The organism is Mycolicibacterium litorale, from assembly GCF_010731695.1.
GTDB lineage: Bacteria > Actinomycetota > Actinomycetes > Mycobacteriales > Mycobacteriaceae > Mycobacterium > Mycobacterium litorale.
Map to the genome: position 1 here is coordinate 4,138,222 of NZ_AP022586.1, position 24,554 is coordinate 4,162,775.

Here is a 24,554-nt window from a genome sequence, read left to right on the forward strand (position 1 = left end):
CCGGCCTTAATGTCTGCTGTTAGGGTCGAACGGGTTTTGCCGGCCCGAGCCGAAGGAGGCACGGTTTGAACCGCGCAGTGGCGCTGCGGATCGCGGCGTGCGGACTCATGGGGCTTGGTGCTGCCCTGTTGATCGCCGCGCTGTTGCTGTCCACCTATACCAAGGGCAAGATCGCCAAGATCCCGCTCGACATCGACACGACGCTCGTCAGCGACGGGACCGGTACGGCGTTCGATCCGGCGTCGCTGCTGGGTGAACGCTTCGTCGTCGACCGCGACGTGCCGATGGTGTTCCAGCAGCAGATCACGGTGGAGTCGCCGTCGAACGCCGACGTGGTCACCCTGCAGGCCGGCAGTACGCTGCGCCGCACGGACAAGCAGCAGGACAACGGTCTGATGCTGGCGATGGTCGACACCGTGACGATGGACCGCAGCAGCGCCATGGCGGTCTCGAGCGAGAGCAATCCCGGTGGCGCGGTGCAGAAGCCGCGGGCCATCGAGGACGATCAGCCGCCGACCAACATCGCGCTGCCGCACGAGGGGTTGACCTACCGCTTCCCGTTCGACACGGAGAAGAAGACCTACCCGTTGTTCGACCCGATCGCGCAGAAGGCGTACGACGCCAACTACGACGGCGAGGAAGACGTCAACGGGTTGACCACGTTCAAGTTCACCCAGAACGTCGGCTACGACAATGAGGGCAAGCTGGTCGAACCGGTCAAGTACGCCTCGCTCTACGAGGACGACGCCGACAGCCAGGTCACCGCGCGCGCCGCACTGTGGGGTGTCGAGGGCGATCCGGAAGAGCCGATCACGATGAGCCGGTTCTACGCCGCCGAGCGCACGCTGTGGGTGGACCCGGTCTCGGGCACCATCGTCAAATCCGACGAGCACGCCTACCACTACTACGCACGGGATGCGCTGCGGCCCGAGGTGACGTTCGCGGACTACACGGTCACGACGAACGAGGAGTCGGTCGAGTCCCAGGTCGCCAGCGCGCGCAGTGAGCGCGACCGGGTGGCGCTGTGGGGCCGCATCCTGCCGATCACGTTCACCGCGGTCGGGTTGGTGCTGCTCGTCGGCGGCGCCCTGCTCGGTTCGTTCAGTCTCCGGGCGGAGTCGGCACTGATCGACCCCGGCCTCGACGAGGCCGCCCACGGGTTCTTCCAGCGCGACGATGCCGGTGAACCGGTGCCGGGCGCGGAGGCCAAGACCGAGAAGCTGCCGGCCCAGCGGCCGACCGATCTACCGCCCGACAGACCGGTCTGATCTCCCGCTACCTCCCGCCGGTCTACGCGCTGGCGCTGTCGCTGATCGTGACCGCGCCGCTGCTGCCGCATGGTTACCTGCTGCTGCGCGATGCGGTGTCGACGCCGCGGTCGTATCTGTCCGACGCGGCACTCGGTCTCTCGGAGGCCGCTCCCCGCGCGCTGCCGCAGGACTTCGCGCTGGCCCTCGCCTCGCACGTGGTCGACGGCGGTGTGGTGGTCAAGGCGCTGCTGGTGACCGGGCTCTGGGCGGCCGGCTGGGGCGCGGCGCGCCTGGCCTCGACGGTGGTCCCCGACGCGGGGGTGGCCGGTCAGTGCGTCGCGGTCACCGTCGCGGTGTGGAATCCGTACGTCGCCGAGCGGCTGCTGCAGGGTCATTGGAGCCTGCTGGTCGGATACGGCTGCCTGCCGTGGGTGGCGGCGGCGGTGCTGCGCCTGCGCGACGGCTCGGGCCGGTGGTGGCCGCTTGTGTTCTGGATCGCACTCGCCGGGCTGACCCCGACCGGTCTGCTGCTGGCGGCGGCGGTGGCGCTGGTGAGTGTGTGTGCGCCGGGTATCGGGCGCCGCCTGCCGGTGGTGGCCGTCTCGCTCGCGGCGGCCGCGGTGAGCGCACTGCCGTGGCTGGTGGCCGCCGCGGTGTCGGGGTCGCTGTCGGTGTCGCCGGCCGCGGGTATCCCGGCGTTCGCGGCGCGGGCGGAACCGGGGTTGGGCACGCTGCTGAGCCTGGCCGGCCTCGCCGGCATCTGGAACGCCGATGCGGTGCCGGGTTCGCGCACGACGTCGTTCGCGGTGGTGGCGACGGTGGTGCTGCTCGCGGTCGTGGCGGCCGGGGTCTCGGTGGTGTGGCGAAGGCCCGCCGCGGTACCGCTGCTGGTGCTGGCCGCCGCGGCGGTGGTGCTGCCCGCGGCGATGGCCACCGGTCCCGGGCTCGCGGCCGTCGAGCAGATCGTGCGGGCGCTGCCGGGGCTGGGTGTGCTGCGGGACGGGCAGAAGTGGGTGGCTCTGGCGCTGCCGGGTTATGCGGTCGCCGGTGCCGGGGCGGTGCTCGTCGCGCGGCGGGTACCCGCCGGGGCCGTCGCCGCGGTGTGCTGTGCGGCGCTGATCGCGGTGCTGCCCGATCTGGCGTTCGGAGTCGGCGGCCGGATGCGGGCGGTGCAGTACCCGCCGTCGTGGGCCGAGGCGGCCGCGGTGATCAACGCCGACCCCGGTCCCGTCGCGGTGTTGCCGCCCGACAGCATGCGTCACTTCGCCTGGGCGGGTGACGCACCGGTGCTCGACCCGTTGCCCCGCTGGTTGCGCGCCGACGTGCTGAGCACGGGCGACCTGGTCATCGGCGGGGCGACGGTGCCCGGCGAAGGGGTGCGCGCGCGGGCGGTGCAGGAGTTGCTGATGCGCGGCGCGCCTGCGCCGGAGTTGGCGGCGGCCGGAGTCCGGTGGGTGGTCGTCGAATCCGACGGTGCCGCGATCGATCTCCCGGTGGCGTACCGCGGGGAAGGGTTGACGGTCTATCGGGTGGGCGGTGACGGTACGGCGTCGCCGTACCGGGGGCTGCTGATCGGCGCGCACCTGGCGTGGCTGGCGGTGCTGCTGGGGTCGCTGCTGGCCGGGGCGCTCGGCCTGCGGCGGGCTAGACCACGCCGCTGACGTAGCGTCCTGCCAGCATCGCGTCGAACACCTCGCGCATCCCCGATGCGCTCTGCCGCCACGAGAACTCGACACTGCGCGCCTGGGCCTTGGCGCCGAGTTGCTCACGCAGCACCCGGTCCCCGAGCAGCCGTGCCAACGCGTCGACGAGTTCGTGACGGTCGTCGACCAGCAGGCCCGTCACCCCGTCGACGATCGAATCGGTCAGCCCGCCGGATGAGCGGTATCCGATCGTCGGCACCGCGTGCTGGCCCGCCTCGGTGACCGCGAGCCCCCAGCCTTCCTTGCGGGACGGCAGCACGTGCACCCAGCTGCGCTGCAGCACTTCGTGTTTGGTGCGGTCGTCGACGTGGCCGTGAAAGGTGACCGCATCGGAGATGCCCGCCAGCCGGGCGTGGTCGACGAGCTTCTGCTGCCACCAGCCGCCACCGACCACGTCGAGATGCAGGCCCGGGAGTTGCGGGCGCAGCGCGGCGACGGCGTCGAGCGCGTCCTCGATCTGCTTGTGCGGCACCAACCGCGACAGCACCGCGATGCGCGGGGTCTCCGACCGCGGCTGGGCGAGCGTCGACGCCGGGGCTTCGTCGAGTCCGTTGCGCACGACGGCGATCCGCCCGCCGTCGACTCCCAGGTCGGTCAGATCCCGCGCGGACGGCAGCGACACGGTCAGATACTGCGCCCGCTTGTGCGCCCGCGGTGACACGACCGATTCGACGAACCAGCCGAGCCGGCCCAGCACCGGCCCGGCGACCGGCCACTGCTCACGGTGGCAGTGATGCACCAGCACCGCGACGCGCCGGCCGAAGACCAGCCGGGCCAGGAACGGCACCCCGTTCTGGGTGTCGAGGACGACGTCGGGGCGTACTCCTCGCAACGGTCCGAGGCCGAGGCGGGCCAGCGCCATCACCAGCAGCGCCCACGGATACACCGAGTACCGGCCGCCGCCCCGGCTGACGTGCACGCCGTCGACCACCTCGCGGCGCGCGGCGCCGGGATAGGAGGCGGTGCGCAGCGTGACCCGGACCCCCGAGGCCGCCAGCTGCTCACCGATGCGCTGTAGGTACATCTCACTGCCGCCGCCCTGCGGGTGCCCGGTATCCCGCCAGCACAGAAGCAGGACGGAGCGAAGCGGGCGTGCGGACATCGGGAGCCAGCCTAACCGGGGCCGGGGAACCACCGGTCACCCTGCGACGAACCGGCCGTAGGGTCGTCGAGTGGCTGCCACCGACCTGTTCGCCCGACGGGCGACGCTGACGCGGTCGATCCGGTTGCTCAGCGAGTTCCGCTACGAGCAGTCCGATCCGGCCCGCTTCTACGGGGCGCTCGCCGACGACACCGCGGCGATGGTCGCCGACCTGTGGCAGGGGGCGACGGGACTCTCCCCGAACGGGCGCACGGTGCTCGACGTCGGCGGCGGCCCGGGGTACTTCGCCGCCGCGTTCGCCCGGCACGGCATGGACTACCTCGGCGTCGAACCGGACCCGCGGGAGATGCATGCCGGGCCCGCCGTCACCGACCACACCGGTCGCTACGTCCGCGCCTCCGGAACCGCGTTGCCATTCGCAGATGGCAGCGTCGACGTCTGCCTGTCCTCCAACGTGGCCGAACACGTGCCGCACCCGTGGCGGCTCGGCGCCGAGATGCTGCGCGTCACGCGCCCCGGCGGTCTCGCGGTGCTGTCCTACACCGTCTGGTTGGGCCCGTTCGGCGGGCACGAGATGGGGCTGACGCATTACCTGGGCGGGGCCAGGGCCGCCGAGCGCTACACCCGCAAGCACGGTCACCGACCCAAGAACGACTACGGTTCGTCGCTCTTCGCGGTGTCTACGCACGACGGGCTCGAGTGGGCGAAGAGCACCGGCGCGCTGATCGCCGCATTCCCCCGCTACCACCCGCGATGGGCGTGGTGGACGACGCGGCTGCCCGGCGTGCGGGAGGTCGCGGTGAGCAACCTCGTCCTGGTCCTCCAACGCTGAACTGCAACAGGTTCTCGTTTCGCGCGAATCTAGGTAGTGTGACGCTCATGACACAGACCGTGCAGACCGCTCACAAGACGACGTGGGACAAGCTCTTCATCGGCGGCCAGTGGGTACAACCGTCCACCGACGAGGTCATCGAGGTGTTCTCCCCGGCGACCGGCCAGAAAGTCGGCCAGGTGCCGTTGGCGGCGGCCGCCGACGTCGACGCCGCGTGCGCCGCGGCGCGCAAGGCCTTCGACGAGGGACCGTGGCCGCGGATGTCGCCGGACGAACGCGCGGCGATCCTCGGCGCCGCCGTCAAACTCATGGAGGAGCGCGGTGACGAGCTGAAGGCGCTGCTCGCCGCGGAGACCGGTCAGCCCCAAATGATCGTCGACATGATGCAGTACGGCGCGGCGATGTCGGCGTTCACGTACTACGCGGGCGCGGCCGACAAGTTCCACTGGACCGAGATCCGCGACGGCATCTACGGCCAGACGCTCGTCACCCGCGAGCCGATCGGCGTCGTCGGCGCGATCACCGCGTGGAACGTGCCGTTCTTCCTGGCCGCCAACAAGCTCGGCCCGGCCCTGCTGGCCGGCTGCACCGTGGTGCTCAAGCCGGCCGCCGAGACGCCGCTGTCGGTGTTCGCGATGGCACAGATGTTCGCTGAGGCGGGCCTGCCCGAAGGCGTGCTGTCGGTGGTGCCCGGCGGCCCCGAGACGGGCCGCGCACTGACCGCCAGCGACGCGATCGACAAGTTCACCTTCACCGGGAGCTCCGCGGTCGGCAAGGAGATCGGCAAGCTGGCGGCCGAGAAGCTCAAGCCGTGCACGCTCGAGCTGGGCGGCAAGTCCGCGGCGATCGTGCTCGAGGACGCCGACCTGGATTCGACGTTGCCGATGCTGGCCTTCTCCGGGGTGATGAACTCGGGCCAGGCGTGTGTCGCGCAGACCCGCATCCTCGCGCCGCGCTCCCGCTACGACGAGGTCGTCGAGAAGCTCGCCAACTTCGTCTCCGCGATGCCCGTCGGCCTGCCCGACGATCCGAACGCCGCGATCGGTCCGCTGATCAGCGAGAAGCAGCGCGAGCGGGTGGAGGGCTACATCAAGAAGGGCATCGACGAGGGCGCCCGCGTGGTCGCCGGCGGCGGCCGCCCCGAGGGGCTGGACGGCGGCTGGTTCGTCCAGCCGACGGTGTTCGCCGACGTCGACAACTCGATGACCATCGCCCAGGAGGAGATCTTCGGGCCGGTGTTGGCGGTGATCCCCTACGACACCGAGGACGACGCCGTTCGCATCGCCAACGACTCGGTCTACGGGCTGGCGGGCAGCGTGTGGACGACGGACAACCGCAAGGCGCTCGAGGTGGCGAGCAAGATCCGCACGGGCACCTACGCGGTCAACATGTACGCCTTCGATCCGGGTGCGCCGTTCGGCGGCTACAAGAACTCCGGGATCGGCCGGGAGAACGGCCCGGAGGGCATCGAGCAGTACTGCCAGGCCAAGAGCACGCTGTTGCCGTTCGGCTACACGCCGGAGTAGCCGGTACACGAAAAAGGCTCCCACCTGCGGGTGGGAGCCTTTTTCGTCACTCCGGGAAGTTGGTGTGACGCTCGCCCCGGGGCCGCCGGGGCGGGCGCCGGAGATCATTATGCACGTGCCCATATTCCCGCGCCAATCCCCTCCCAAACATCAATCTGTTGTGTCAGTTTCAGCCATGTTCTATGGTCTATGTCATAGAGAAAGAGGCGTGACATGTGGGTGGTCGAGGTCAACATCGCCGGCTTCCGGTTCGTCCATCGTCACCCGCGCCGTCGGCGCCTTCAGTTCTCCCCGCGCGGCCTCGCATGGCGAGCGACGCCGCAGCGCCCGCCTCATGTCGCCTGACGAACACCGATGACCAACATCCGCACCAAGCGCGGTTCGACGCGCACCAACATGCTGATCGGCGCCGCGGAGGTGCTGCGTGAGCGCGGCGCGGCCGGCGTCACGATCGACGAAGTGCTCCAGCGCAGCGGGGCGCCGCGCGGCAGCGTGTACTACCACTTCCCGGAGGGGCGCAACCAGATCGTCTTCGAGGCCCTGCAGTTCGCCGGGGAGTCCATCACCTCGCTGATCGACGAGGCGGCCGCGAAGGGCGGTCTGCACCTGGTGAACCGGTTCGTCGAGTTCTGGGACCGGGTGCTGGCCGACAGCGACTTCACCGCGGGCTGTCCCGTGGTGGCCGCGGCGATCGGTTCCGCCGAGGACGGACCGCAACTGACGTCGGTGGCCGGGGCGATCTTCGGGCACTGGCGCGATGCGCTGACCCGCGCGTTCGCGGTCGACGGCTGCGAGGAGAGCGAGGCGGCCTCGCTGGCCATCACCTGCATCGCCGCGCTCGAGGGCGCCGTCGTGCTGTGCCGGGCGACCCGCAACCTCGACCCGTTGCGCCAGGTGCACATCCAACTGGAATTCCTGCTCAAATCGCGCGAGTTCATCCGCCGCAACGGCATCCCCACCGGGAACTGACCGTCATCACGCGGCTCGCCAACGCGCACATAGGAATTCGCCGTTCACGGCCGACTCGACCAGCCGCCACTCCGAGCGGATCGGCAGCACCCGCGAGCCGGCGCCGAGCGTGCACGGCGCATAGCTGACGATCAATTCGTCGACGAGACCCGCGGCCACGAATTGCGCGGCCACCTCCCCGCCACCGACCACCCACACGTCCTTGCCGGCTGCTGCGGACACGAGCTTGGGATGCAGTTCGGTGACGTCGCCCTCGAAGGTCTGCACCGGATGCCCGTCGGCGACGATGGACGGGCGGTGCGTCATCACCCACGTCGGTTGCGAGTACATCCACTCGCCCGGTTGGTTTTTCACGATCCACTCATAGGTGGCCGACCCCATCACGAGCGCACCGACACCGGCGGCGAAGGCGTCGTAGTGGAACGGTCCCTCCGGGTCGATGTCCCGGGTGATCAGCCAGTCCAGGCTGTCGTTCTCGTCGACGATGTAGCCGTCCACACTCGACGCGGTGTAGTACACGGTCGCCATCTCACTGTCTCCTCATCCAGTCCAACGGATCACCTTGCTCGGTCGGGACGCCCAACCCGGCGAGCATCGAGCGCACCAGCCCCCGACGGTGCGCCGAGTAGGTCAGCACGTGCGCCACGATCCCGTACAGCTGGAACGACTCCGGCGGGTCGCACAGCGCGTCGATCACGGTGTCGCCCATCCGGCCCGCAGCTGCGCACTCCGAAACCATTGCGGCCCAGCGAGCTCCGATGTCCGCGTGCCGCTCGGCGAGCCGGCCCGCCGTCATGGTCGTGTCACGGTCGGGGAAGTCGCGGCCTTCGATGGTGGCCAGCCAGACCTCCTTGGTCCACACCAGCGCGCCCAGCACCGCACCGACGCTGGATTCCGGCCCGTCCCAGTGGAGCACCACCTGACCGGGCGCCACGTCCTGCCACCATTGTTCGTCGCTGAGCAGACCGGCCCGCTCGATGAGGTAGGACGTATCGGCGATGTCGTGAGCCACCATCAGCCGACTCGGATCGGGGTCCTTGTCCGTGCCGTCACCGTCCAACCACAGCGACTGCGGCGGGTGGAAGTGCAGGCCGTTGGGTGCGGGCACCCGGAACGCCACATCCCCGGCGCGCGACGGCGGTACGCCGAACGTGCGGCGGAACGCGCGGGAGAACACCTCGGGTGAGGACCACCCCTCGTCGGCGGCGACGGCGGCGACGGTCTCGCCGCGACGCAGTCGCCACGCCGCGCGTTCCAGGATGATCCGGCGGCGCAGCGCCGCGGGCGACTCCCCGGTGAGCCGGCGCACCTCGCGCGAGAAGTGGAATTCGGAGGCGAAGCTGCTGCGCGCCATGTCGCCGACCTCCGCGTTGGCGGCGTCGACCACGGCGTCGAGCAGTTCCCGAAGCCGATCCCGCCGCGCCGGTGTACTCACGGAACCGAGTATGGCCGACCACCGACTCAGAGGGACATGACAATTCCTGCGGCGTTCGGCTCCTGCGAACGCTCAGGTGTCGAGCACTTCGTGCACCCGCTTCTCCACGTCGGCGCGGTCACCGAGATCGGTCAGATCGATGCCGAACCGCTCGGCCAGCGTGTCGAGAACCTGCCCGGCGGTGTCGAAGCGGATCCGCTCACTGCCGTCGGCGCGGTGCACGGTGAGATGGCGGCCGCGCATGTTCCACCGGGCGTCGTCGGTCACCAGCGCGGCGGTGAGGCCGCCGACGAACGGTGACGCCGGATGCGTCGAGACGTACCAGCTGCCGACCTCGAGGTCGATGAGCGGTTGCGGGTCATCGGTGAACACATACAGCGGCAGCCACGCGCCGCGGATGTGCGCTTCGAGCACCTGGCCGTCGCGGTGTTCGCGGATGCGGTACGGCTCGTGCCGGGTGGCCTGCTCGACGCCGGTGTCGAACCGCAGCGGTGCCGACGGTGTCTGCCCGCCGAAGCCGACGTCGACCAGGAAGCGGCCGGCCACGTCCGGCACCGTCACCGCGAGCAGCTGGTGGGTCTGGGCGGGCAGCGTGTCCTCGTCGCGCATCCACACCACCCGCGCGGCGAGTCGTTCCACGCCGAAGCCGAGTTCCTCCAGCGCGTAGCCCATGAGGCCGTTGTGTTCGTAGCAGTAGCCGCCGCGTCGCCGGTGCACCAGTTTGTCGGCGAGCGCGGCGGCGCTGAGATCGGCGACGGGGATGCCCAGGAGCGGGTCGAGGTTCTCGAACGGGATCGACCGGTTGTGGGCGGCGACGAGCGCGTGCAGCGTGTCGAGGCTGGGGGTGGCTTCGCCTCCGTAACCGATCCTGGCGAAGTACGACGGAATGACGGTCATGCACCCATGGTGTGACCTCAACGGCGGTTGAGGTCAAGACGTGGCGCGGTTTTCACGGTGTCAACCCGCCGGAACGGGTAACCCCCCTCTACGCGTCTCGACGACCGGGACACCGACCCACGAGGGGCACTCATGAGCGCCAGCGACAAGGCGAAGAACAAGCTGCAGCAGCTGCAGGGCAAGATGCGGGCGGCCACGGGCGGCGCGATCGGCGACCCGGACATGGCGGCGCGTGGTCGCGGTGACCAGCGGATCGCGCATCTGAAGGACGCCGGTGAAAAGGTCAAGGACGCGTTCCGTTCGCGCCGGCGGCCGCGCCGGTACTGAGCCGGTCGGTGACGGATGAGACCGGCGCCGCCGGCGCCGTCCGCACCGCCACGGACAACCGGGCAGCCCAGATCGCGGCGCGCACCGGATATCTGATCAACGGCGTTCTGCATCTGCTGATCGCCTACATCATCTTCCGCGTCGCGATCGGCTCCGGCCACGGCGACGCCGACCAGTCCGGCGCGCTGGCCACACTCGCCGAGACGAAGGGCGGATTCCTCGCGCTCTGGGGGGTCGCGGTGGCGCTCGTTCCGCTGACCCTGTGGCGCCTGGCGGAGACCGTTCTCGGACTGCATCCGAGCGAGCACCACGAAGCGCACCGGGATCCCGACGACTTCCTGGTGGTCAACCGCCTCAAGGCACTCGGGCTCGCGGTGGTATATGCCGCGGTGGCGGCGATGGCCGTCCAGTTTGCCTTGGGCAGCAGGCATTCGAGCGCGGAGCGCAGCGTCGGGTTGAGCATCTGGCTGATGCGCAGCCCCGAGGGCAAGGCCCTGCTCGCGGTGATCGGTCTCGGCGTCACCGCGTTGGGCTGTTACTACGCGTTCAAGGGCGCCTCGCGGCGGTTCCGCGACGACTTGACGATCTCCGGCGGTCGGCTGCTGACCGTGCTCGGGGTGTGCGGTCACGTCGCGGAGGGTCTGGTGCTGGCGGGCGCCGGGGTGCTGGTCGTCGTCGCCTCGATCCGCGCCGATCCCTCGAAAGCCACCGGACTCGACGGCGCGGTCAAGGCGCTCGGACAGGCGCCGTTCGGCTCGGTGTTGATCGGGATCGCCGCGGCCGGTTTCGCCGCGTACGGGATGTACAGCTTCGCACTCACCCGCTACGCGCGGATGTGAGTGCTCAGGTCGGCGAAACGCCCTGGGAGACCTGGCCGTTGTGTTCGGCGACCGTCTCCACCCGGTGCGCGCCGGGCGACTCCGGCAGTTCGTGCCGTCCGCCGGCGGATCGCCGGCGCAGCAGCCACACCACCCCGCCGACGGCGGCCACCCCGGTGATCACCAGCGTCGGCCACATCGCGATCTGCGCCAGCCACAGCCGGCGCTGCACCTTCAGAATCCGCTGTTGGGCGTGGCGGAGTCGAGTCACCTTGTCCATGCCGTCACTGTGCCCGCGACCGGCGGAACGAAAACCCGTCAACCGGCGTCGATGATCGTCGTGGTCACGCTGACGAGCTGCGGGGTGGGTGGTGCGGAGGCGAACCCGAACGCCACCGGCGGCCACAGCGGCCGAAGCGCACCCAGGTCGGCGTCGCGGTAGCGGCCCGCCGCCGAGGTGAGCCGCCGCGAGCGGCGCACCCCGTAGTACTCGCGACGGCCGCCGCCCGCCGTTCCCGCGGTGCGCACACCCCGCACGAGCCGGGACGCGACGGGATCGATGGTCCGCAGCCACCACGGCGCGGTGGCGAGCCGGCCGGGCACCAGGCGCAGCAGCCGGTCCAGCGGCGCGGGCCCGCCGATGCCGACATCGAGGTCGAGGGCTGCGCTGCGCACCGTGAGCCGGTCCGTGCCGAGTGTCGCGGCCACCGGCCCGACCTCCACACTGTCGAAGTGGTAGGTCGTGGCGACGAAGTCGGCGACCGCGTCGGTCGGGGCCAGCAGCACCCGCCGTTCGTCGGGTTGCTGCACCATCACGTCGGTGAAGGCGCCGAACGGTGAGCGGTGCCAGCTGCCGACAACGATCCGTACCCCGGCGGAGGTGCCCAATCCGGCGATGTGGCCGGTGAACACGTGTCGCTGCGGCAGGTCAGTCGTCGACGTCGGCACCGTTGTCGCCGTCGGCACCGTCGCTGTGGGCCGCACCGCCGCTGGTGGCGTCGGCTCCCGCACCGGCCTTTTCGCTGTTGTCGTCGCCGCCCTCGTCCTGGCCTGCCGACCTCCCGGTGGTGCGGGTCGTGGTCTCGTCCTCGTCGGAATTGTTGTCCGACAGGGAAGCCCGCGTGTTCAGCGTGCCGGTGTCGGCGTCGTCGTCATCGGTGTCGGCAGCGCGGCCCGTGCTGATCCCCGGGGTGCCTGCGTAGCGGATGCCGACGTTGAACGCGCCGACGGTGTAGTCACCGGTGTTGAAGAACCCCACGTTGCCGACGCCGGTGTTGCCGACCCCGACGTTGAACGCGCCGGTGTTGAAGAATCCGACGTTGTAGGAGCCGCTGTTGCCCGCGCCGAAATTGCGCTCGCCGCCGGTGTTGTCGAAGCCGACGTTGAAGTCACCGGTGTTGTCGCCGCCGATGTTGAAGTCACCGGTGTTGTCGTAGCCGATGTTGAAGTCCCCGACGTTGCCGGTGCCGATGTTGAAATCACCGTCGTTCGCACCGCCGATGTTGAAGTTGCCGGTGTTGTTGGCTCCGGCGTTGAACAGACCCTCGTTGCCGTAGCCCAGGTTCGGAGTGCCGGTCAGCAGGCTGAGCTGGATTCCCGGCCTGCCCGGTTCGGGGTCGAGGCCGCCGACGTCGGGAACCGCGATCTGCGCGGCGACGTCCGGTTCCGGCACGGGCGCCACGAACGCCGCACCGACCGACGCCCGCCCGGGTTCCGGGACCGCTGCCGGTTCGTCGAGCCGCGGCACCGTCGTGGTGGCGGCCATCGGAGCGACGGTGGCATCGGCCCGCTCGACGACGGGCGTGTTGGAACCCCCGACGATGAGCCCCGCGCTCGCGAGGGACACACCGGCGATGAGGTAGGAACGGGCGGAAACTCTCATGGTCACTCCTGGAGAAGGTGCGGGACACGCGGTTGGTGAGCGTCTGGTTCACCGGCCGCCGTTTGCACAAACTCGAGGAGTGCTGACGAGAGTCTTACGTCGCCATCACGGCTTGCCGCGCGCGGGCGTCTGGTAGGCCACGCCGTGGCGCAGCGGTGTATTCGCCTGGGCCGCGGTGGATTCCTGCACTTGTGAGCCACCCGCCGTACCGCTCACACCCGGCGCATTCGACTGGTCCCCGCCCGAGGGCTCGGCCCCCTGGTGCAGTTCCTTGAGCCGGGCGTGCAGCACCTCGAGCACCGGGATGCGGTTGCCGTGCTCGGTTTCGTGATCGAACAGGGTCTGCAGCTGCGTCTCGTCGAGCGACCGGATGCGGTGGCGCAGGTCAGGCAGCGCCAGCTGGTCGTAGTCGATCAGCGGAAGTTCGTCTCGGTTACTCATATGCCAGGGGTGCCCGCCGAGGCCGTGCGGTAACCGCACTCCCGGCCGCGCACTTGGGAATGCACCGCAGCCCTGGGTACCATCGAAAACTAGAACACGTTGCAATTCGACCCCAGGGGGAGCCGTGCCGTCGTCGGACATCGCGAAATGGGACCCGGACTTCACCGAACGGGTGATGAGCGTGCTACGCCCGCTGCTCAAGACCTACCACCGCGCCGAGATGCGTGGTCTGGAGTCGTTCCCCCGGGCGGGCGGCGCGCTGGTGGTGTCGAACCACTCCGGCGGGCTGTTCGCGATGGACGTACCCGTGTTCGCCGCGGGCTTCTACGAGCAGTTCGGCTACGACCGCCCGGTCTACACGCTGTCGCACGATCTGCTGATGACGGGGCTGACCGCGGAGTTCTTCACCAAGACCGGCTTCATCCGCGCCAACCACGAGAACGCCGACGAGGCGCTGCGCTCCGGCGGGGTGGTGATCGTGTTCCCCGGCGGCGACTACGACGTGTACCGGCCGACGCTGGCCGAGAGCAAGATCGACTTCGGCGGCCGCACCGGTTATGTCCGCGCCGCGCTGAACGCCGGCGTGCCGCTGGTGCCGACCGTCTCGATCGGCGGCCAGGAGAGCCAGTTCTACCTCAGCCGCGGTGAGTGGCTGGCCAAGGCCATTCGGCTGGACAAGCTGCTGCGGGCCAAGATCCTGCCGATCTCGTTCGGCTTCCCGTTCGGGTTGTCGGCGGTACTCCCGGTCAACCTGCCGCTGCCCACCAAGATCGTCACCCGGGTCCTCGAACCGATCGACATCGTCGCGGAGTTCGGTGAGGATCCCGACGTCGATGAGGTCGACGCCCACGTCCGCCACGTGATGCAGCGCGCGCTCGACGAACTGGCCGCCGAGCGCCGCTTCCCGGTGCTGGGCTGAGCCGCGCGATGGGGTTGACCGACCGGATCGGTGGTGCGCTGGGCCTGTTCGACGCGATGCGCCGAGCCCGGCTGATCGCCCCGATGCGGCCCGACAAGTACGTGCGCATCGCCGCGGCGATGCGCCGCGAGAACATGGGCATCACGTCCGGCTTCGCCAGCGCCGCTCAGCGGTGCCCGGACCTCCCGGGTCTGGTCGACGAGCTCGGCACGCTGACGTGGCGGCAGATCGACCAGCGCAGCGACGCCCTGGCCGCCGCACTGCAGGCGCTACCCGGCGGGCAGCCCGAGGTCATCGGCATCATGGCGCGCAATCACCGCGGCTTCGTGGAATCGCTGATCGCGGCGAACCGGATCGGCGCCGACGTGCTGCTCCTCAACACGTCGTTCGCCGGACCCGCGCTGGCCGAGGTGGTCGAACGCGAAGGCGTGCAGGCGGTGATCTACGACGAGGAGTTCGCCGCCACGGTGGACCGGGCCGCGGAGGGCACCGGTATCGCGCGGATCGTCGCCTGGGCCGATCAGCCACGGGACGGGCTGACCGTCGAGTCGATGATCGCCACGCACACGGGCCGTCACCCCGAACGTGCGCGCAGCACGTCGAGGGTCATCCTGCTCACCTCCGGCACCACCGGATCACCGAAGGGCGCCAAACACTCCGGCGGTGGACCCGAGATCCTCGGCGCGATCCTGCGCCGGACGCCGTGGCGGGCCGAGGAGCCGGTGGTGATCGTGGCGCCGATGTTCCACGCGTGGGGGTTCTCGCAGCTGGCGTTCGCGGCGTCACTGGCGTGTCCGATCGTGACGCGGCGCAGATTCGACCCGGAGGCGACGCTGGCCCTGGTCGACGAGCATCGCGCGACGGGGCTGATCGTGGTGCCGGTGATGTTCGACCGGATCATGGAACTGCCCGACGAGGTGCGGGCCCGCTACAGCGGCCGGACGCTGCGCTTCGCCGCCGCCTCCGGCTCGCGGATGCGCCCCGACGTCGTCACCGCGTTCATGGACCAGTTCGGCGACGTCATCTACAACAACTACAACGCCACCGAGGCCGGCATGATCGCCACCGCGACACCCGCCGACCTGCGCGTCGCACCCGACACGGCCGGTAAACCCGCGGAGGGCACCGAGATCCGCATCCTCGACCCCGAGTTCCGCGAGCTGCCCGCCGGCGAGACCGGCAGCATCTTCGTGCGCAACTCCACGCAGTTCGACGGGTACACCTCCGGGTCGACGAAGGACTTCCACGACGGCTTCATGTCCTCCGGTGACGTCGGCTACCTCGACGAGGCGGGACGGCTGTTCGTCGTCGGCCGCGACGACGAGATGATCGTCTCCGGCGGCGAGAACGTCTACCCGATCGAGGTCGAGAAGACCCTGACCACGCACTCCGAGGTGGCCGAGGCCTCGGTCATCGGGGTGGACGACGAGCAGTATGGGCAGCGGCTGGCGGCATTCGTGGTTTTGACACCGGGTGCATCGGTTACCCCCGAGGAACTGAAACAGTACGTCCGAGAGAATTTGGCGAACTACAAAGTGCCCAGAGACATCACGGTGCTCGACGAGTTGCCGCGCAACAGCACCGGCAAGATCCTGCGACGAGACCTGCAGACCCGTGCCGCCGATGCCCAAGCCTAGGCCGCTGCTCGGTACGAGCCTGGAACTGCTCAACGCCGCGAACGGTGTGCAGCCGCTGGGCCGCAAGGGCTACGTCACGCTGCCCACGTTCGCGTTCGGGTGGCCCACCACCGAACTCGCGCCGCTGTACCTCACCGGGTCGGTGCTCGACACGGTCCGCCGCGCCCTGCGGGGACACTTCACCAGCCGGTCGGGTCGGGTCGCGTTGGCGCTCAAGGCCGTCACCTGGGCCCTGCTGGTGCTGATCCAACGGCGAAACGTCAAGTCCGAACCGTACTTCGAGGCGGGGCTTCGTGAGGCGCTCGGTGAGGACTACGCGAAGATCGCCGCCGAATCGCAGCCCGCCCGTCGCCACGGAGGGGTGTTCAAGACGGGCTGGTCGCGGCGGCGCTACGTCGAGAAGAAGGGCACCGTGCGCTACGGGCCACACCGGGCGAACACCGCCGACATCTGGCGCCGCAGCGACCTGCCGCGCGACGGGCGCGCACCGGTGCTGCTGCAGGTGCCCGGCGGGGCGTGGGCGATCGGAATGCGCCGCCCGCAGGCCTATCCGCTCCTGAGCCACATGACCGAACGCGGCTGGATCTGCGTGTCGATGGGATACCGGATCAGCCCGCGGCACACCTGGCCCGCGCACATCATCGACGTCAAACGCGCCCTGGCCTGGATCCGCGAGAACATCGCCGACTACGGCGGCGACCCGGACTTCGTGGCGATCACCGGCGGTTCGGCGGGCGGTCACCTCACCGCACTCGCCGCGCTGACGCCGAACGACCCGCAGTGGCAACCGGGATTCGCCGACGCCGACACGTCCGTGCGCGCCGCCGTGCCCGTCTACGGCCGCTACGACTGGTTCTCCGCCAAGGGCGAAGGCCGGCCGCAGTTCATCGCGTTCCTTCAGAAGTTCGTGGTCAAGAAGCCGTACCTCGGCAACCGCCGCGACTACCTCGAGGCCTCACCGATCACGCGGTTACGACCTGACGCGCCACCGTTTTTCGTGTTGCACGGCCAGGACGACTCGATCATCCCCGTTCCGGAGGGCCGGGAGTTCGTCGAGGAACTGCGCAAGGTGTCGACGAGCCCGGTGGCGTACTCGGAGATCCCGCACGCCCAGCACGCGTTCGACTTCTACGGGTCGCCGCGCGGGCACTACACCGCCGAGGCGATCGAACGCTTCCTGTCGTGGGTGCACGCGCAGCGGGACTGACCCGCTACTGCGCCATCGCCGTCTCGACCACCGTCAGCTGCTCGGAAAGACCAGCCGCCGAACGGATCTCGACGAACGCCTCGACCATCGCGTCGGTCAGCTCGTGCGGGTCCTCGACGGTCGCGCCGTCGGAGAGGACTGAGATGTTGAGCTGGTCGACGTAGCTCCACACGGTGATGTTGAGGCCGCTGCCCGTGGTGAGCGGGCCGACCGAATAGATCTCGGTGACCAGGGCGCCGCCGACCCGTCCGCGTTCGCGCGGGCCCGGCACGTTCGAGATCGGCAGGTTGAGCACCTTGTTCTGGCCGTCCTTGTTGGCCAGCCACCGGAACAGCGCCTCGGCCGGGGCGGGCGGGAAGTACGACGACCACCGGCTGACCAGTTCGGGTCCGATGAGGTGATGGCCCTCCTTGGCCGTTGCGGCAGCCTTGTGGCACTCCTGGACTCGCTGCAGCGGATCTTCGATCTGCACCGGGATGCACACCAGCACACCGGTGAAGTAGTTGCCGGAGATGCGTTCGGGGCTGAAGTCGAAACTCACCGGGACCGACGCCAGGAGTGGATGGTCGGCGTGACCGTCATAGCGCAGCAACAACTTCCGCAGAGCGCCGGCCGAGATGGCGAGCACCAGATCGTTGAGCGTCACGCCGAGGTGTTTGGCGGTCTCTTTGATGTCCGCGAGAGCCATTGTGGCGGTGGCGAATTTGCGGACGCCGTCGACCTTGTGGTTCATGAACGACGGCGGCGGGGTGAACGGGCGGGTCAGCTCCGGGGAGAGCTTGCGGCTGCTGCGTCGAACCCGTTGCAACCCTTGGGCGGTATAGCGCCAGTTGGCCGGCAGTTTGCCGATCTGGCGTAGGTGGTCGCGGAACGCGGTGCGGACGAGCTCACCGCGGCTCGGGGCCGGATCGGTGGCGTAGGAGTCGCGGTCGTGCTGCGGGCCGGTCTGCAGATCCATGCCGCGGGCCATCAGGTTGGCCGAGGCGATGCCGTCGGCCAGGGCATGGTGGATCTTGCCGAGCACCGCGATCCGCCCGTCCGCCAGCCCCTCGATGAAGTACATCTCCCACAGCGGCTTGCTGCGGTCCAGCGGGGTGCTGGCGATGCGGCCGACCGCCTCGTCGAGCTGGCGGCGGCCGCCGGGGCTGTCCACCCGATACGGCCGGACGTGGTATTCGAGGTCGACCTCGCAATTCTCCCGCCACATCGGATGGTGGAACTTGAACGGGATGTCGACGAGCTCATAGCGGAACGGATCGAGTTTGTAGAGCCGGCTGTGGATGACCTGCCGGAACTCCTCGATGCCGAACGAGCGGCCGCCCAGATCGTCGAGCTGGATCACCGCCAGCTTGAGCGTGTGCATGTGCACCGTGGGTGTTTCGCTGTACAGCAGAAACGCATCCCACCCGCTGAGCCGTTTCACGTCGCGCCTCCTCCTGCCCGGAGGCGTCTATATAACCTCTCGTGCACCGACCAGGGTTCGATTTCGATGAATCTGGTTCAGGAACAGGCCGATGGCGGTTGCCATGGACCCTGTGCGGGCGCCGTCGATCATGTCGAAACCATGTCCGGCACCGGGCAATTCCATGTAGCTGACCGCCGATCTCGATTTCGAGCGCAACTTCTCGACGAACGTGCGGGCCTGCCACACCGGGATCACGCTGTCACCGGTGCCGTGGATGACCAGGAACGGCGGCGCCTCGGAGTGCACCTGCGCCATCGGCGACGCCTTGCGGAACAGTTCGGGATGGCGGGACATCTTGCGCTTCACCACGACCCGCTCCAGGAAGTCGACGAAACGGGCCCGCTCGGCGGTCGAGCGGTCCTCCCAGTCATACCGGCCGTAGATGCCGACCACGGCGTCCACCGAGGTATCCGACCCCTCCGGCAGCTCGCACTGCATCTCCGGGTCATTGATGGTCAGCCCGGCCAGCGCGGCGAGGTGGCCGCCGGCCGAAGTGCCCGCGATCGCAACGAAATTGCGGTCGCCACCGAACTTGTCCACGTTCGCGCGCGCCCACGCGATCGCGGTCTTCACGTCGTGCAGGTGGGCCGGCCAGGGATGGTGCGGCGCCACCCGGTAGTCGATCGACAGACAGACCCAGCCCATCTCGGCCAGGTGCGACATCAACGCGTAACCCTGCAGCATGCGGCTGCCGTGCACCCACGCCCCGCCGGGGACGAACAGCAGCACCGGGGCCGGTTCGGTCGGCAGCTTCTTCGGACGCCACACGTCGAGCAGCTGTGAGGGCAACGGTCCGTACCGCACGGAGGACTTGTGCACGTTGCGGCGGTGCTCGAACGTCTTCCACAGCGGCGGCACCTTCTCGGGCGCGGGCCATTCGATCGCGAGATCGGCTGCGGGCACCACACCACGCAGCGCCGCGTCCGACACCGCGTGTGTCATGTCCCGCTCACGCTGGCGAACCTCGGCATTGCCGGGGTCGAACCACGATTTGGCGGATGCGGACAGTAGTTCAGGGATCTGGCGGTAGCCCCACACCCCCATCGCGGCGAGTGCGCCGAGGGGTTCGAGGTGCTTGCCGACCACCGGCAGCGATGCCGAGGCCACACTCATCGCGAGCATATGGTCAGCAGGCTTGGCGTTGAGCAACCACCTTGCGCGAGACCACATTGTCGGACCGGGATACCGGGTGTCCGGTCGTACCGTCATGGCGCGACTGTACCCCCGCAGCGAACTGTCAAACGACAAGATCGTCAACTTGTCTACCCACTGTTTGCGCAACGATTTTGTAATGTCGCTCACACCGGCCCTGACCGGCCCTTATAGGTCGGGGCCCGGCCGGACGAACCCAAAACCCGCAAAGGATGTCACGTGCGCGGAACCGCCCTGGCGATCACCGACGACCACACCGCCCTCGCCGATTCCGTTTTGGGCCGGCTCGAACGGTCGGGTTCCCGGGCCGCTGCCCGTGCCACCCTGAGCGACGGGCCGGCCCATCCTCCAGAGCTGTGGCGCGCAGCCGCTGACCTGGGCTTACCCGGTCTGGCGGTGGCCGAACAGTTCGGCGGCGCGGGGTTCGGTCTCTCCGAGCTGGCGATCGTGCTGGAGGCGCAGGGCCGCGAGCTGACCCCCGGCCCCTTCCTGCCCACTGTGGCGGCCGCCGTGGTGCTCGACCGGTGCGCCGGCGACGAGCTGCGCGCCGAACTGCTGCCCGGGCTCTCGAGCGGTACCACTGTCGCCGCACTGGGGCTGACCGGCACGTGCACCGCCGGTGCCGACGGATCGATGACCGGCGAATGGCCCGCGGTCCCGGGTGCGCCGGATGCCGACCTGCTGGTGCTGGTCGCGGGTGACGACGTGGTGGTGCTCGACACGCACGGCGAGGGCGTCAGCGTCCGGACGCTTGACGGGATCGACACCACCCGCAGTGTCGGCGCGGTCACCGTGCGCGATGTGCGCATATCGCCCGCCCGAACGCTTTTCGGGGCGGCAGGGCCGGCGCGGACCGTGCTGCGCGTCCTCGGCTCCGCCGAGGCGGTGGGCGTCGGGTGGGCGTGCCTGGACATGGCCCTCGAGTACGCCAAGGTCCGCGAACAGTTCGGCCGCACCATCGGCACCTTCCAGGCGGTCAAACACCACGCCGCGAACATGCTCGTCGACATCGAGCAGACCACGGCGGCCGTGTGGGACGCCGCGCGCGCTGACGACCTCGGCAGCGCACGGTTCGCCGCCGCCGTCGCCGCATCACATGCCATCCGGGCATCGGTTTTCCTCGCGCAGAACAACATTCAGCTACACGGCGGGATCGGATACACGTGGGAGCACGACGCCCACCTGTACCTGCGACGGGCGCGCTCATTGGCCGCGATCCTCGGCGACGGGGCGGATCCGCTGGTCGACATCGTCGCCGCCCAGCGCACCGGGCAGGCGCACGGCGCCACATTCGCGCTGCCCGCCGAAGCCGAGGAGTACCGCGCGGCCGCCCGCGACGCGGCCGCCGAATGGCGCGCCCTGCCCGCCGAACGCCGTCGCGACTTCCTCGTCGACTCCGGCTATCTGGTGCCGCACTGGCCGAAACCGTGGGGACGGGCCGCCGGCACCCTCGAACAACTCGTCATCGAGGAGGAGTTCCGCGACGTCGACATCCCCGACATGGGGATCACCGGATGGGTGACGCTCACGATCGCCCAGGCCGGCACCGACGAACAGCGCGCACGCTGGGTCGAACCGGTGCTGCGCGGAGAGACGATGTGGTGCCAGCTGTTCTCCGAACCGGGCGCCGGATCCGACGCCGCGGCGGTGCGGACGGCAGCCAAGCGGGTCGAGGGCGGGTGGCGGGTCACCGGCCAGAAGGTGTGGACGAGCCTGGCGCACATGTGTCAGTGGGGACTGGCGACCGTGCGCACCGATCCTGACGCGCCCAAACACGCGGGCGTGACGATGATGGCCATCGACATGTCCGCGGACGGCGTGACGGTGAACCCACTGCGCGGCATCACCGGCGACGCGCACTTCAACGAGGTGTTCTTCGACGACGTGTTCGTGCCCGACGCCGACGTGGTCGGTGAGATCAACCGCGGCTGGCTGGTGGCCCGCGCGACGCTGGGCAACGAGCGGATCTCGATCGGCGGCGGATCCGGCGCGCCGACCGGGTTCTCCGCCGACGACCTGGTGACACTGCTCGACAGCGCGCCGGCCGACGTCGCCGCCGCAAACGTGCGCCGCGTGGGTGCGGTGATCGCGGAGGCGCATACGCTGCGGCTGCTCAACCTGCGCCGCGCCAGCCGCGCCATCGCCGGTGCCGAACCCGGACCCGAGGGCAACGTCACCAAACTCCTGGTGGCCGAGCAGTCGCAACGGCTGACCGAGCTGGGGATGGACCTCGCGGGCACCGCCGCCGTGGTGGGCCACACCCCGGAGCTGACCCGCACCTATCTCGGCAACCGGGCGATGACGATCGCGGGCGGCACGTCGGAGATCACCCGCAACACGATCGCCGAGCGCATCCTCGGGCTGCCGCGCGACCCGCTGCTGCGGTGATTCGTGGTGCGTCGACCACCGCCGAGACTGCGGTGAGATCACGAAATTCGTCGAAACGGTGATCTCACCGCAGTCTCGGCGTGTGGCGGTGCGGTAATACTGGTCGGATGGTGACGCCCGACTTCCACCCCGACCTCCGCAAGGTCGCCCGCTACATCCCGCGACAGGTGGTCACCCCGGTGACACTGCCGGTCCTGCGGATGGTGACGCGGCTGCAGGGCAAGCGCACGCCGCAGGACGTCGAGGAGCTCACGCTCGGCTCGGGCGTGCGCGTGCGGCTGTTCCGGCCGACCGGTGTGCCGGTACCCGCACCCGCGCTGCTGTGGATCCACGGCGGCGGCTACATCATCGGCACCGCGGCGCAGGACGACGAACTGTGCCGCCGGTTCAGCCGTGAACTCGGAATCGCCGTCGTCTCAGTCGATTACCGGCTGGCGCCCGAACACCCCTACCCGACACCCGTGGAGGACTGCTATGCCGCGCTGACGTGGTTGGCGCGGCTGCCGTCGGTGGATCCGCAACGCGTGGCGATCGGCGGCGCCAGCGCCGGCGGTGGGCTGGCGGCGTCGCTTGCTCTGATGACCCGCGACCGCGGTGAAATCGAGCCGGTGGCACAGCTTCTCGTGTATCCGATGATCGACGACCGCACCGTCGATCGTCACGGTCTGGACAACCCCGGCCACCGGCTGTGGAATCAGGCCTCCAACCGGTTCGGCTGGTCGGCCTATCTCGCCGACGCCGACCGCGACGTCGCGGTCCCGGCCCGCCGCGAGGATCTCGCCGGGCTGCCGCCCGCGTGGATCGGGGTCGGCACCCTGGACCTGTTCCACGACGAGGATCTGGTGTACGCCGAGCGGCTGCGTGCCGCCGGCGTGCCATGCCAGGTCGAGGTGGTCCAGGGCGCCTTCCACGGATTCGACGGGATCCTGCCGAAGGCCGACGTGTCGCGGGCGTTCTTCCGAAGCCAGTGCGACACCCTCCGGCAGGCCTTCACCGAACGTCAGTCGCGGATTTCGGCTTCGTCGTAGACGATCCGGCCGATCAGGTCGTAACGGCGCGCGTCGCGGTACTTGAAGTACGTGGCGAGCGCCGCGCCGATCACGAAGATTCCCACCACGATCCACGGCGTGAGCTTGAACAGCAGTGTGCCCGAAGCGGTACCGGCCGCCGACTCCTTGTGCTCCCACAGCAGGTACACGACGTAGAGCATGCCGATCCCGCCGAGCAGCGGTGCCAGGAACGTCTTGAACCAGTGGGCGCTGGACGGGTGTTCCTTGTGGAAGTGGAAGTAGGCGATGACGGCGAACGCGCACAGCGACTGCACGATCAGGATCGCCATGGTGCCCAGGATCGCCAGCAGCGTGTACAGGTGCACGTACGGATCCATACCCGCGGCGAAGAACGCCAGGATCAGCACCAGTGCGATACCGCTCTGCACGAACGAGGCGATGTAGGGCGAACCGTGCTTGTGGTGGGTGGCGCCCAGCGTCTTCTGCAGACCGCTCGACAGGCCCTCACGCCCCAGTGCGTACAGGTAACGCGACGCGCAGTTGTGGAACGCCATACCGCAGGCGAACGAACCGGTCACCAAGAGGATGTTGAACAGCGTGATCGCCCACTCGCCGTAGGTGCTGCGCACCGGTCCGAAGAAGATCTCCGACGAGGTGTTGGCATCCTGGGCGAGTTCGAGCGACTTCGACGGCCCGGTGCCCGCGATCGCCATCCACGACACGAAGACGTAGAAGAGGCCGACGCCGAGCACGGCGATCATGGTGGCGCGGGGGATGATCCGCTTCGGATCCTTGGACTCCTCGCCGTACATCGCCGTCGACTCGAAACCGACCCACGACCAGAACGCGAAGAACAGGCCGAGTCCGGCGCTGGCGCCGGCAATCGCGGCGGGAGTGAACGCGCCGATCGGGTTCAGCGTATCGGCCACCGCGAAGCCCTCGGGGCCGCCGCCCTGGAACAGCACGGCGAGCGCACCGAGGGCGAGCATGACGATCTCGGTGACCAGGAAGACGCCGAGCACCTTCGCCGTCAGGTTGACGTCGAAGTAGGTCAGGATCGCGTTGAGCGCCAGCATCAGCAGCGCGGGGATGATCCAGTGAACGTCCACGCCGAACTGTGACGACATGAAGTTCTTGAAGAAGAACGCGAAGATGCCGATCAGCGACGCCTCGAAGACGATGTAGGCCATCGTGATCAGCAGGCCGCTGGCCATGCCGACGATGCGGCCGAGCCCGTGGCTGATGTAGCCGTAGAAGGCGCCGGTGGCAGTGATGTGCTTGGCCATCGTCGCGTAACCGATCGCGAAGAGGCCGAGCACAATGGTTGCGACGAGGTACCCGGCCGGGGCGTGGGAACCGTTTCCGAAGCCCACGGCGATCGGCACGTTGCCGACCATTGCGGTGATCGGCGCCGCGGTCGCTACCGCCATGAAGATCACGCCGAGGGTGCCCACGGCGTTGCGCTTCAGTCGCTGCACGCCCTGAGCTGGGGTTTTCTCTGGTGTAACGGCTTGATCCGCCATATACGGGATGCCTTCCTGCTTGCCAAGGGGAGGCCTGTGTGGCCTGAGCCACATCGGGACCGCTACGTATA

At 69.3% G+C, this 24,554-nt stretch carries 23 protein-coding genes; 12 read left to right on the top strand and 11 right to left on the bottom strand.

The genetic code is table 11. From position 1 onward, the window contains the following. Positions 1–65 precede the first annotated feature (65 nt). Positions 66–1,268 carry a cell envelope lipid trafficking protein PgfA gene (locus tag G6N30_RS19660; RefSeq protein WP_134058241.1) on the top strand — a complete coding sequence of 401 codons (1,203 nt, stop codon included), beginning with the start codon at positions 66–68 and terminating at the stop codon, positions 1,266–1,268. Continuing rightward, positions 1,268–2,911, top strand: a complete 1,644-nt coding sequence (locus G6N30_RS19665; RefSeq protein ID WP_407664758.1) for an MmpA family trehalose lipid delivery protein — start codon at positions 1,268–1,270, stop codon at positions 2,909–2,911. Before G6N30_RS19660 ends, G6N30_RS19665 begins: the two co-directional genes overlap by 1 nt. Here the strand turns inward: G6N30_RS19665 and G6N30_RS19670 are convergent. Then, on the bottom strand, positions 2,895–4,055 hold the full coding sequence (locus G6N30_RS19670; protein WP_134058245.1) for a glycosyltransferase family 4 protein: 1,161 nt from the start codon (positions 4,053–4,055) through the stop codon (positions 2,895–2,897). The genes G6N30_RS19665 and G6N30_RS19670 overlap by 17 nt on opposite strands. Before the next feature lie 70 nt (positions 4,056–4,125). Here G6N30_RS19670 and G6N30_RS19675 point away from each other — a divergent pair, with 70 nt between their 5' ends. The 3 genes from G6N30_RS19675 to G6N30_RS19685 all read left to right on the top strand — a co-directional run bounded on the left by G6N30_RS19675 (position 4,126) and on the right by G6N30_RS19685 (position 7,382). After that, a complete protein-coding gene (locus tag G6N30_RS19675; RefSeq protein ID WP_134058247.1) occupies positions 4,126–4,887 on the top strand; it encodes a class I SAM-dependent methyltransferase in 762 nt (253 codons plus the stop codon). 47 nt (positions 4,888–4,934) lie between these two features. Then, a complete protein-coding gene (locus G6N30_RS19680) occupies positions 4,935–6,413 on the top strand; it encodes an aldehyde dehydrogenase (protein WP_134058249.1) in 1,479 nt (492 codons plus the stop codon). A 354-nt stretch (positions 6,414–6,767) separates the two neighbouring features. Further along, a complete protein-coding gene (locus G6N30_RS19685; RefSeq protein ID WP_179965498.1) occupies positions 6,768–7,382 on the top strand; it encodes a TetR/AcrR family transcriptional regulator in 615 nt (204 codons plus the stop codon). A 6-nt stretch (positions 7,383–7,388) separates the two neighbouring features. Here G6N30_RS19685 and G6N30_RS19690 read toward each other — a convergent pair whose 3' ends face one another. The 3 genes from G6N30_RS19690 to G6N30_RS19700 form a co-directional block, all read right to left on the bottom strand. Continuing rightward, positions 7,389–7,910, bottom strand: coding sequence for a dihydrofolate reductase family protein (locus G6N30_RS19690; protein WP_134058251.1), 522 nt, complete (start codon positions 7,908–7,910; stop codon positions 7,389–7,391). Between the two features lies 1 nt (position 7,911). Then, positions 7,912–8,817: a helix-turn-helix domain-containing protein gene (locus tag G6N30_RS19695; RefSeq protein WP_134058253.1), complete on the bottom strand. Its 906-nt coding sequence runs from the start codon at positions 8,815–8,817 to the stop codon at positions 7,912–7,914. A gap of 72 nt (positions 8,818–8,889) precedes the next feature. After that, on the bottom strand, positions 8,890–9,714 hold the full coding sequence (locus G6N30_RS19700; protein ID WP_134058255.1) for an arylamine N-acetyltransferase family protein: 825 nt from the start codon (positions 9,712–9,714) through the stop codon (positions 8,890–8,892). Between the two features lie 132 nt (positions 9,715–9,846). Here G6N30_RS19700 and G6N30_RS19705 point away from each other — a divergent pair, with 132 nt between their 5' ends. Both G6N30_RS19705 and G6N30_RS19710 read left to right on the top strand, forming a co-directional pair. Further along, a complete protein-coding gene (locus G6N30_RS19705) occupies positions 9,847–10,041 on the top strand; it encodes a CsbD family protein (RefSeq protein ID WP_134058257.1) in 195 nt (64 codons plus the stop codon). A gap of 8 nt (positions 10,042–10,049) precedes the next feature. Next, positions 10,050–10,880, top strand: a complete 831-nt coding sequence (locus tag G6N30_RS19710; protein WP_134058259.1) for a DUF1206 domain-containing protein — start codon at positions 10,050–10,052, stop codon at positions 10,878–10,880. A gap of 4 nt (positions 10,881–10,884) precedes the next feature. Here G6N30_RS19710 and G6N30_RS19715 read toward each other — a convergent pair whose 3' ends face one another. From G6N30_RS19715 to G6N30_RS19730, 4 genes are all read right to left on the bottom strand, one after another. Next, positions 10,885–11,139 carry a hypothetical protein gene (locus G6N30_RS19715; protein WP_134058261.1) on the bottom strand — a complete coding sequence of 85 codons (255 nt, stop codon included), beginning with the start codon at positions 11,137–11,139 and terminating at the stop codon, positions 10,885–10,887. A 38-nt stretch (positions 11,140–11,177) separates the two neighbouring features. After that, positions 11,178–11,807: a hypothetical protein gene (locus tag G6N30_RS19720; RefSeq protein ID WP_234880275.1), complete on the bottom strand. Its 630-nt coding sequence runs from the start codon at positions 11,805–11,807 to the stop codon at positions 11,178–11,180. Next, positions 11,788–12,741 (bottom strand): pentapeptide repeat-containing protein, encoded by a 954-nt coding sequence (locus G6N30_RS19725; protein WP_134058263.1) that lies wholly within the window; start codon positions 12,739–12,741, stop codon positions 11,788–11,790. The genes G6N30_RS19720 and G6N30_RS19725 overlap by 20 nt, the downstream gene beginning before the upstream one ends. A 105-nt stretch (positions 12,742–12,846) precedes the next feature. Continuing rightward, positions 12,847–13,182, bottom strand: coding sequence for a DUF8129 domain-containing protein (locus G6N30_RS19730; protein ID WP_163687686.1), 336 nt, complete (start codon positions 13,180–13,182; stop codon positions 12,847–12,849). Between the two features lie 175 nt (positions 13,183–13,357). On the opposite strand from G6N30_RS19730, the gene G6N30_RS19735 reads away from it, so the two are divergent. From G6N30_RS19735 to G6N30_RS19745, 3 genes are read left to right on the top strand one after another with little or no spacing between them, the layout of a single operon-like run. Further along, positions 13,358–14,101 carry a lysophospholipid acyltransferase family protein gene (locus G6N30_RS19735; protein WP_234880302.1) on the top strand — a complete coding sequence of 248 codons (744 nt, stop codon included), beginning with the start codon at positions 13,358–13,360 and terminating at the stop codon, positions 14,099–14,101. A gap of 8 nt (positions 14,102–14,109) precedes the next feature. Beyond that, positions 14,110–15,738: an acyl-CoA ligase FadD12 gene (gene fadD12 / locus G6N30_RS19740; RefSeq protein ID WP_163687689.1), complete on the top strand. Its 1,629-nt coding sequence runs from the start codon at positions 14,110–14,112 to the stop codon at positions 15,736–15,738. Next, positions 15,725–16,945, top strand: a complete 1,221-nt coding sequence (locus tag G6N30_RS19745) for an alpha/beta hydrolase (protein ID WP_134058269.1) — start codon at positions 15,725–15,727, stop codon at positions 16,943–16,945. Before fadD12 ends, G6N30_RS19745 begins: the two co-directional genes overlap by 14 nt. A 4-nt stretch (positions 16,946–16,949) precedes the next feature. On the opposite strand, the gene G6N30_RS19750 is transcribed toward G6N30_RS19745, so the two are convergent. Next, the gene (locus G6N30_RS19750; protein ID WP_134058271.1) at positions 16,950–18,368 is read right to left on the bottom strand and encodes a WS/DGAT/MGAT family O-acyltransferase; all 1,419 of its coding nucleotides are present in this window, start codon (positions 18,366–18,368) and stop codon (positions 16,950–16,952) included. A gap of 27 nt (positions 18,369–18,395) precedes the next feature. Beyond that, positions 18,396–19,619: an alpha/beta hydrolase gene (locus G6N30_RS19755; protein WP_134058273.1), complete on the bottom strand. Its 1,224-nt coding sequence runs from the start codon at positions 19,617–19,619 to the stop codon at positions 18,396–18,398. Positions 19,620–19,781: 162 nt separating this feature from the next. Here G6N30_RS19755 and G6N30_RS19760 point away from each other — a divergent pair, with 162 nt between their 5' ends. Together G6N30_RS19760 and G6N30_RS19765 are read left to right on the top strand one after the other, a co-directional pair. Beyond that, entirely contained in the window at positions 19,782–21,950 is a 2,169-nt protein-coding gene (locus G6N30_RS19760; RefSeq protein ID WP_134058275.1) for an acyl-CoA dehydrogenase family protein, read from the top strand. A 107-nt stretch (positions 21,951–22,057) separates the two neighbouring features. Continuing rightward, positions 22,058–22,978: an alpha/beta hydrolase gene (locus tag G6N30_RS19765; protein ID WP_134058277.1), complete on the top strand. Its 921-nt coding sequence runs from the start codon at positions 22,058–22,060 to the stop codon at positions 22,976–22,978. On the opposite strand, the gene G6N30_RS19770 is transcribed toward G6N30_RS19765, so the two are convergent. Beyond that, positions 22,951–24,483, bottom strand: coding sequence for an APC family permease (locus G6N30_RS19770; protein WP_134058278.1), 1,533 nt, complete (start codon positions 24,481–24,483; stop codon positions 22,951–22,953). The genes G6N30_RS19765 and G6N30_RS19770 overlap by 28 nt on opposite strands. Between the last annotated feature and the right edge of the window lie 71 nt (positions 24,484–24,554).

Bases quoted from the DNA above. Each gene is read 5' to 3' on its own strand.
- G6N30_RS19715 (WP_134058261.1), bottom strand. From the start codon at position 11,139: ATGGACAAGGTGACTCGACTCCGCCACGCCCAACAGCGGATTCTGAAG.
- G6N30_RS19755 (WP_134058273.1), bottom strand. From the start codon at position 19,619: ATGACGGTACGACCGGACACCCGGTATCCCGGTCCGACAATGTGGTCT.
- G6N30_RS19705 (WP_134058257.1), top strand. From the start codon at position 9,847: ATGAGCGCCAGCGACAAGGCGAAGAACAAGCTGCAGCAGCTGCAGGGC.
- G6N30_RS19745 (WP_134058269.1), top strand. From the start codon at position 15,725: ATGCCCAAGCCTAGGCCGCTGCTCGGTACGAGCCTGGAACTGCTCAAC.
- G6N30_RS19770 (WP_134058278.1), bottom strand. From the start codon at position 24,483: ATGGCGGATCAAGCCGTTACACCAGAGAAAACCCCAGCTCAGGGCGTG.
- G6N30_RS19690 (WP_134058251.1), bottom strand. From the start codon at position 7,910: ATGGCGACCGTGTACTACACCGCGTCGAGTGTGGACGGCTACATCGTC.
- G6N30_RS19730 (WP_163687686.1), bottom strand. From the start codon at position 13,182: ATGAGTAACCGAGACGAACTTCCGCTGATCGACTACGACCAGCTGGCG.
- G6N30_RS19735 (WP_234880302.1), top strand. From the start codon at position 13,358: ATGAGCGTGCTACGCCCGCTGCTCAAGACCTACCACCGCGCCGAGATG.
- G6N30_RS19700 (WP_134058255.1), bottom strand. From the start codon at position 9,714: ATGACCGTCATTCCGTCGTACTTCGCCAGGATCGGTTACGGAGGCGAA.
- G6N30_RS19765 (WP_134058277.1), top strand. From the start codon at position 22,058: ATGGTGACGCCCGACTTCCACCCCGACCTCCGCAAGGTCGCCCGCTAC.
- G6N30_RS19685 (WP_179965498.1), top strand. From the start codon at position 6,768: ATGACCAACATCCGCACCAAGCGCGGTTCGACGCGCACCAACATGCTG.
- G6N30_RS19725 (WP_134058263.1), bottom strand. From the start codon at position 12,741: ATGAGAGTTTCCGCCCGTTCCTACCTCATCGCCGGTGTGTCCCTCGCG.
- G6N30_RS19670 (WP_134058245.1), bottom strand. From the start codon at position 4,055: ATGTCCGCACGCCCGCTTCGCTCCGTCCTGCTTCTGTGCTGGCGGGAT.
- fadD12 (WP_163687689.1), top strand. From the start codon at position 14,110: ATGGGGTTGACCGACCGGATCGGTGGTGCGCTGGGCCTGTTCGACGCG.
- G6N30_RS19680 (WP_134058249.1), top strand. From the start codon at position 4,935: ATGACACAGACCGTGCAGACCGCTCACAAGACGACGTGGGACAAGCTC.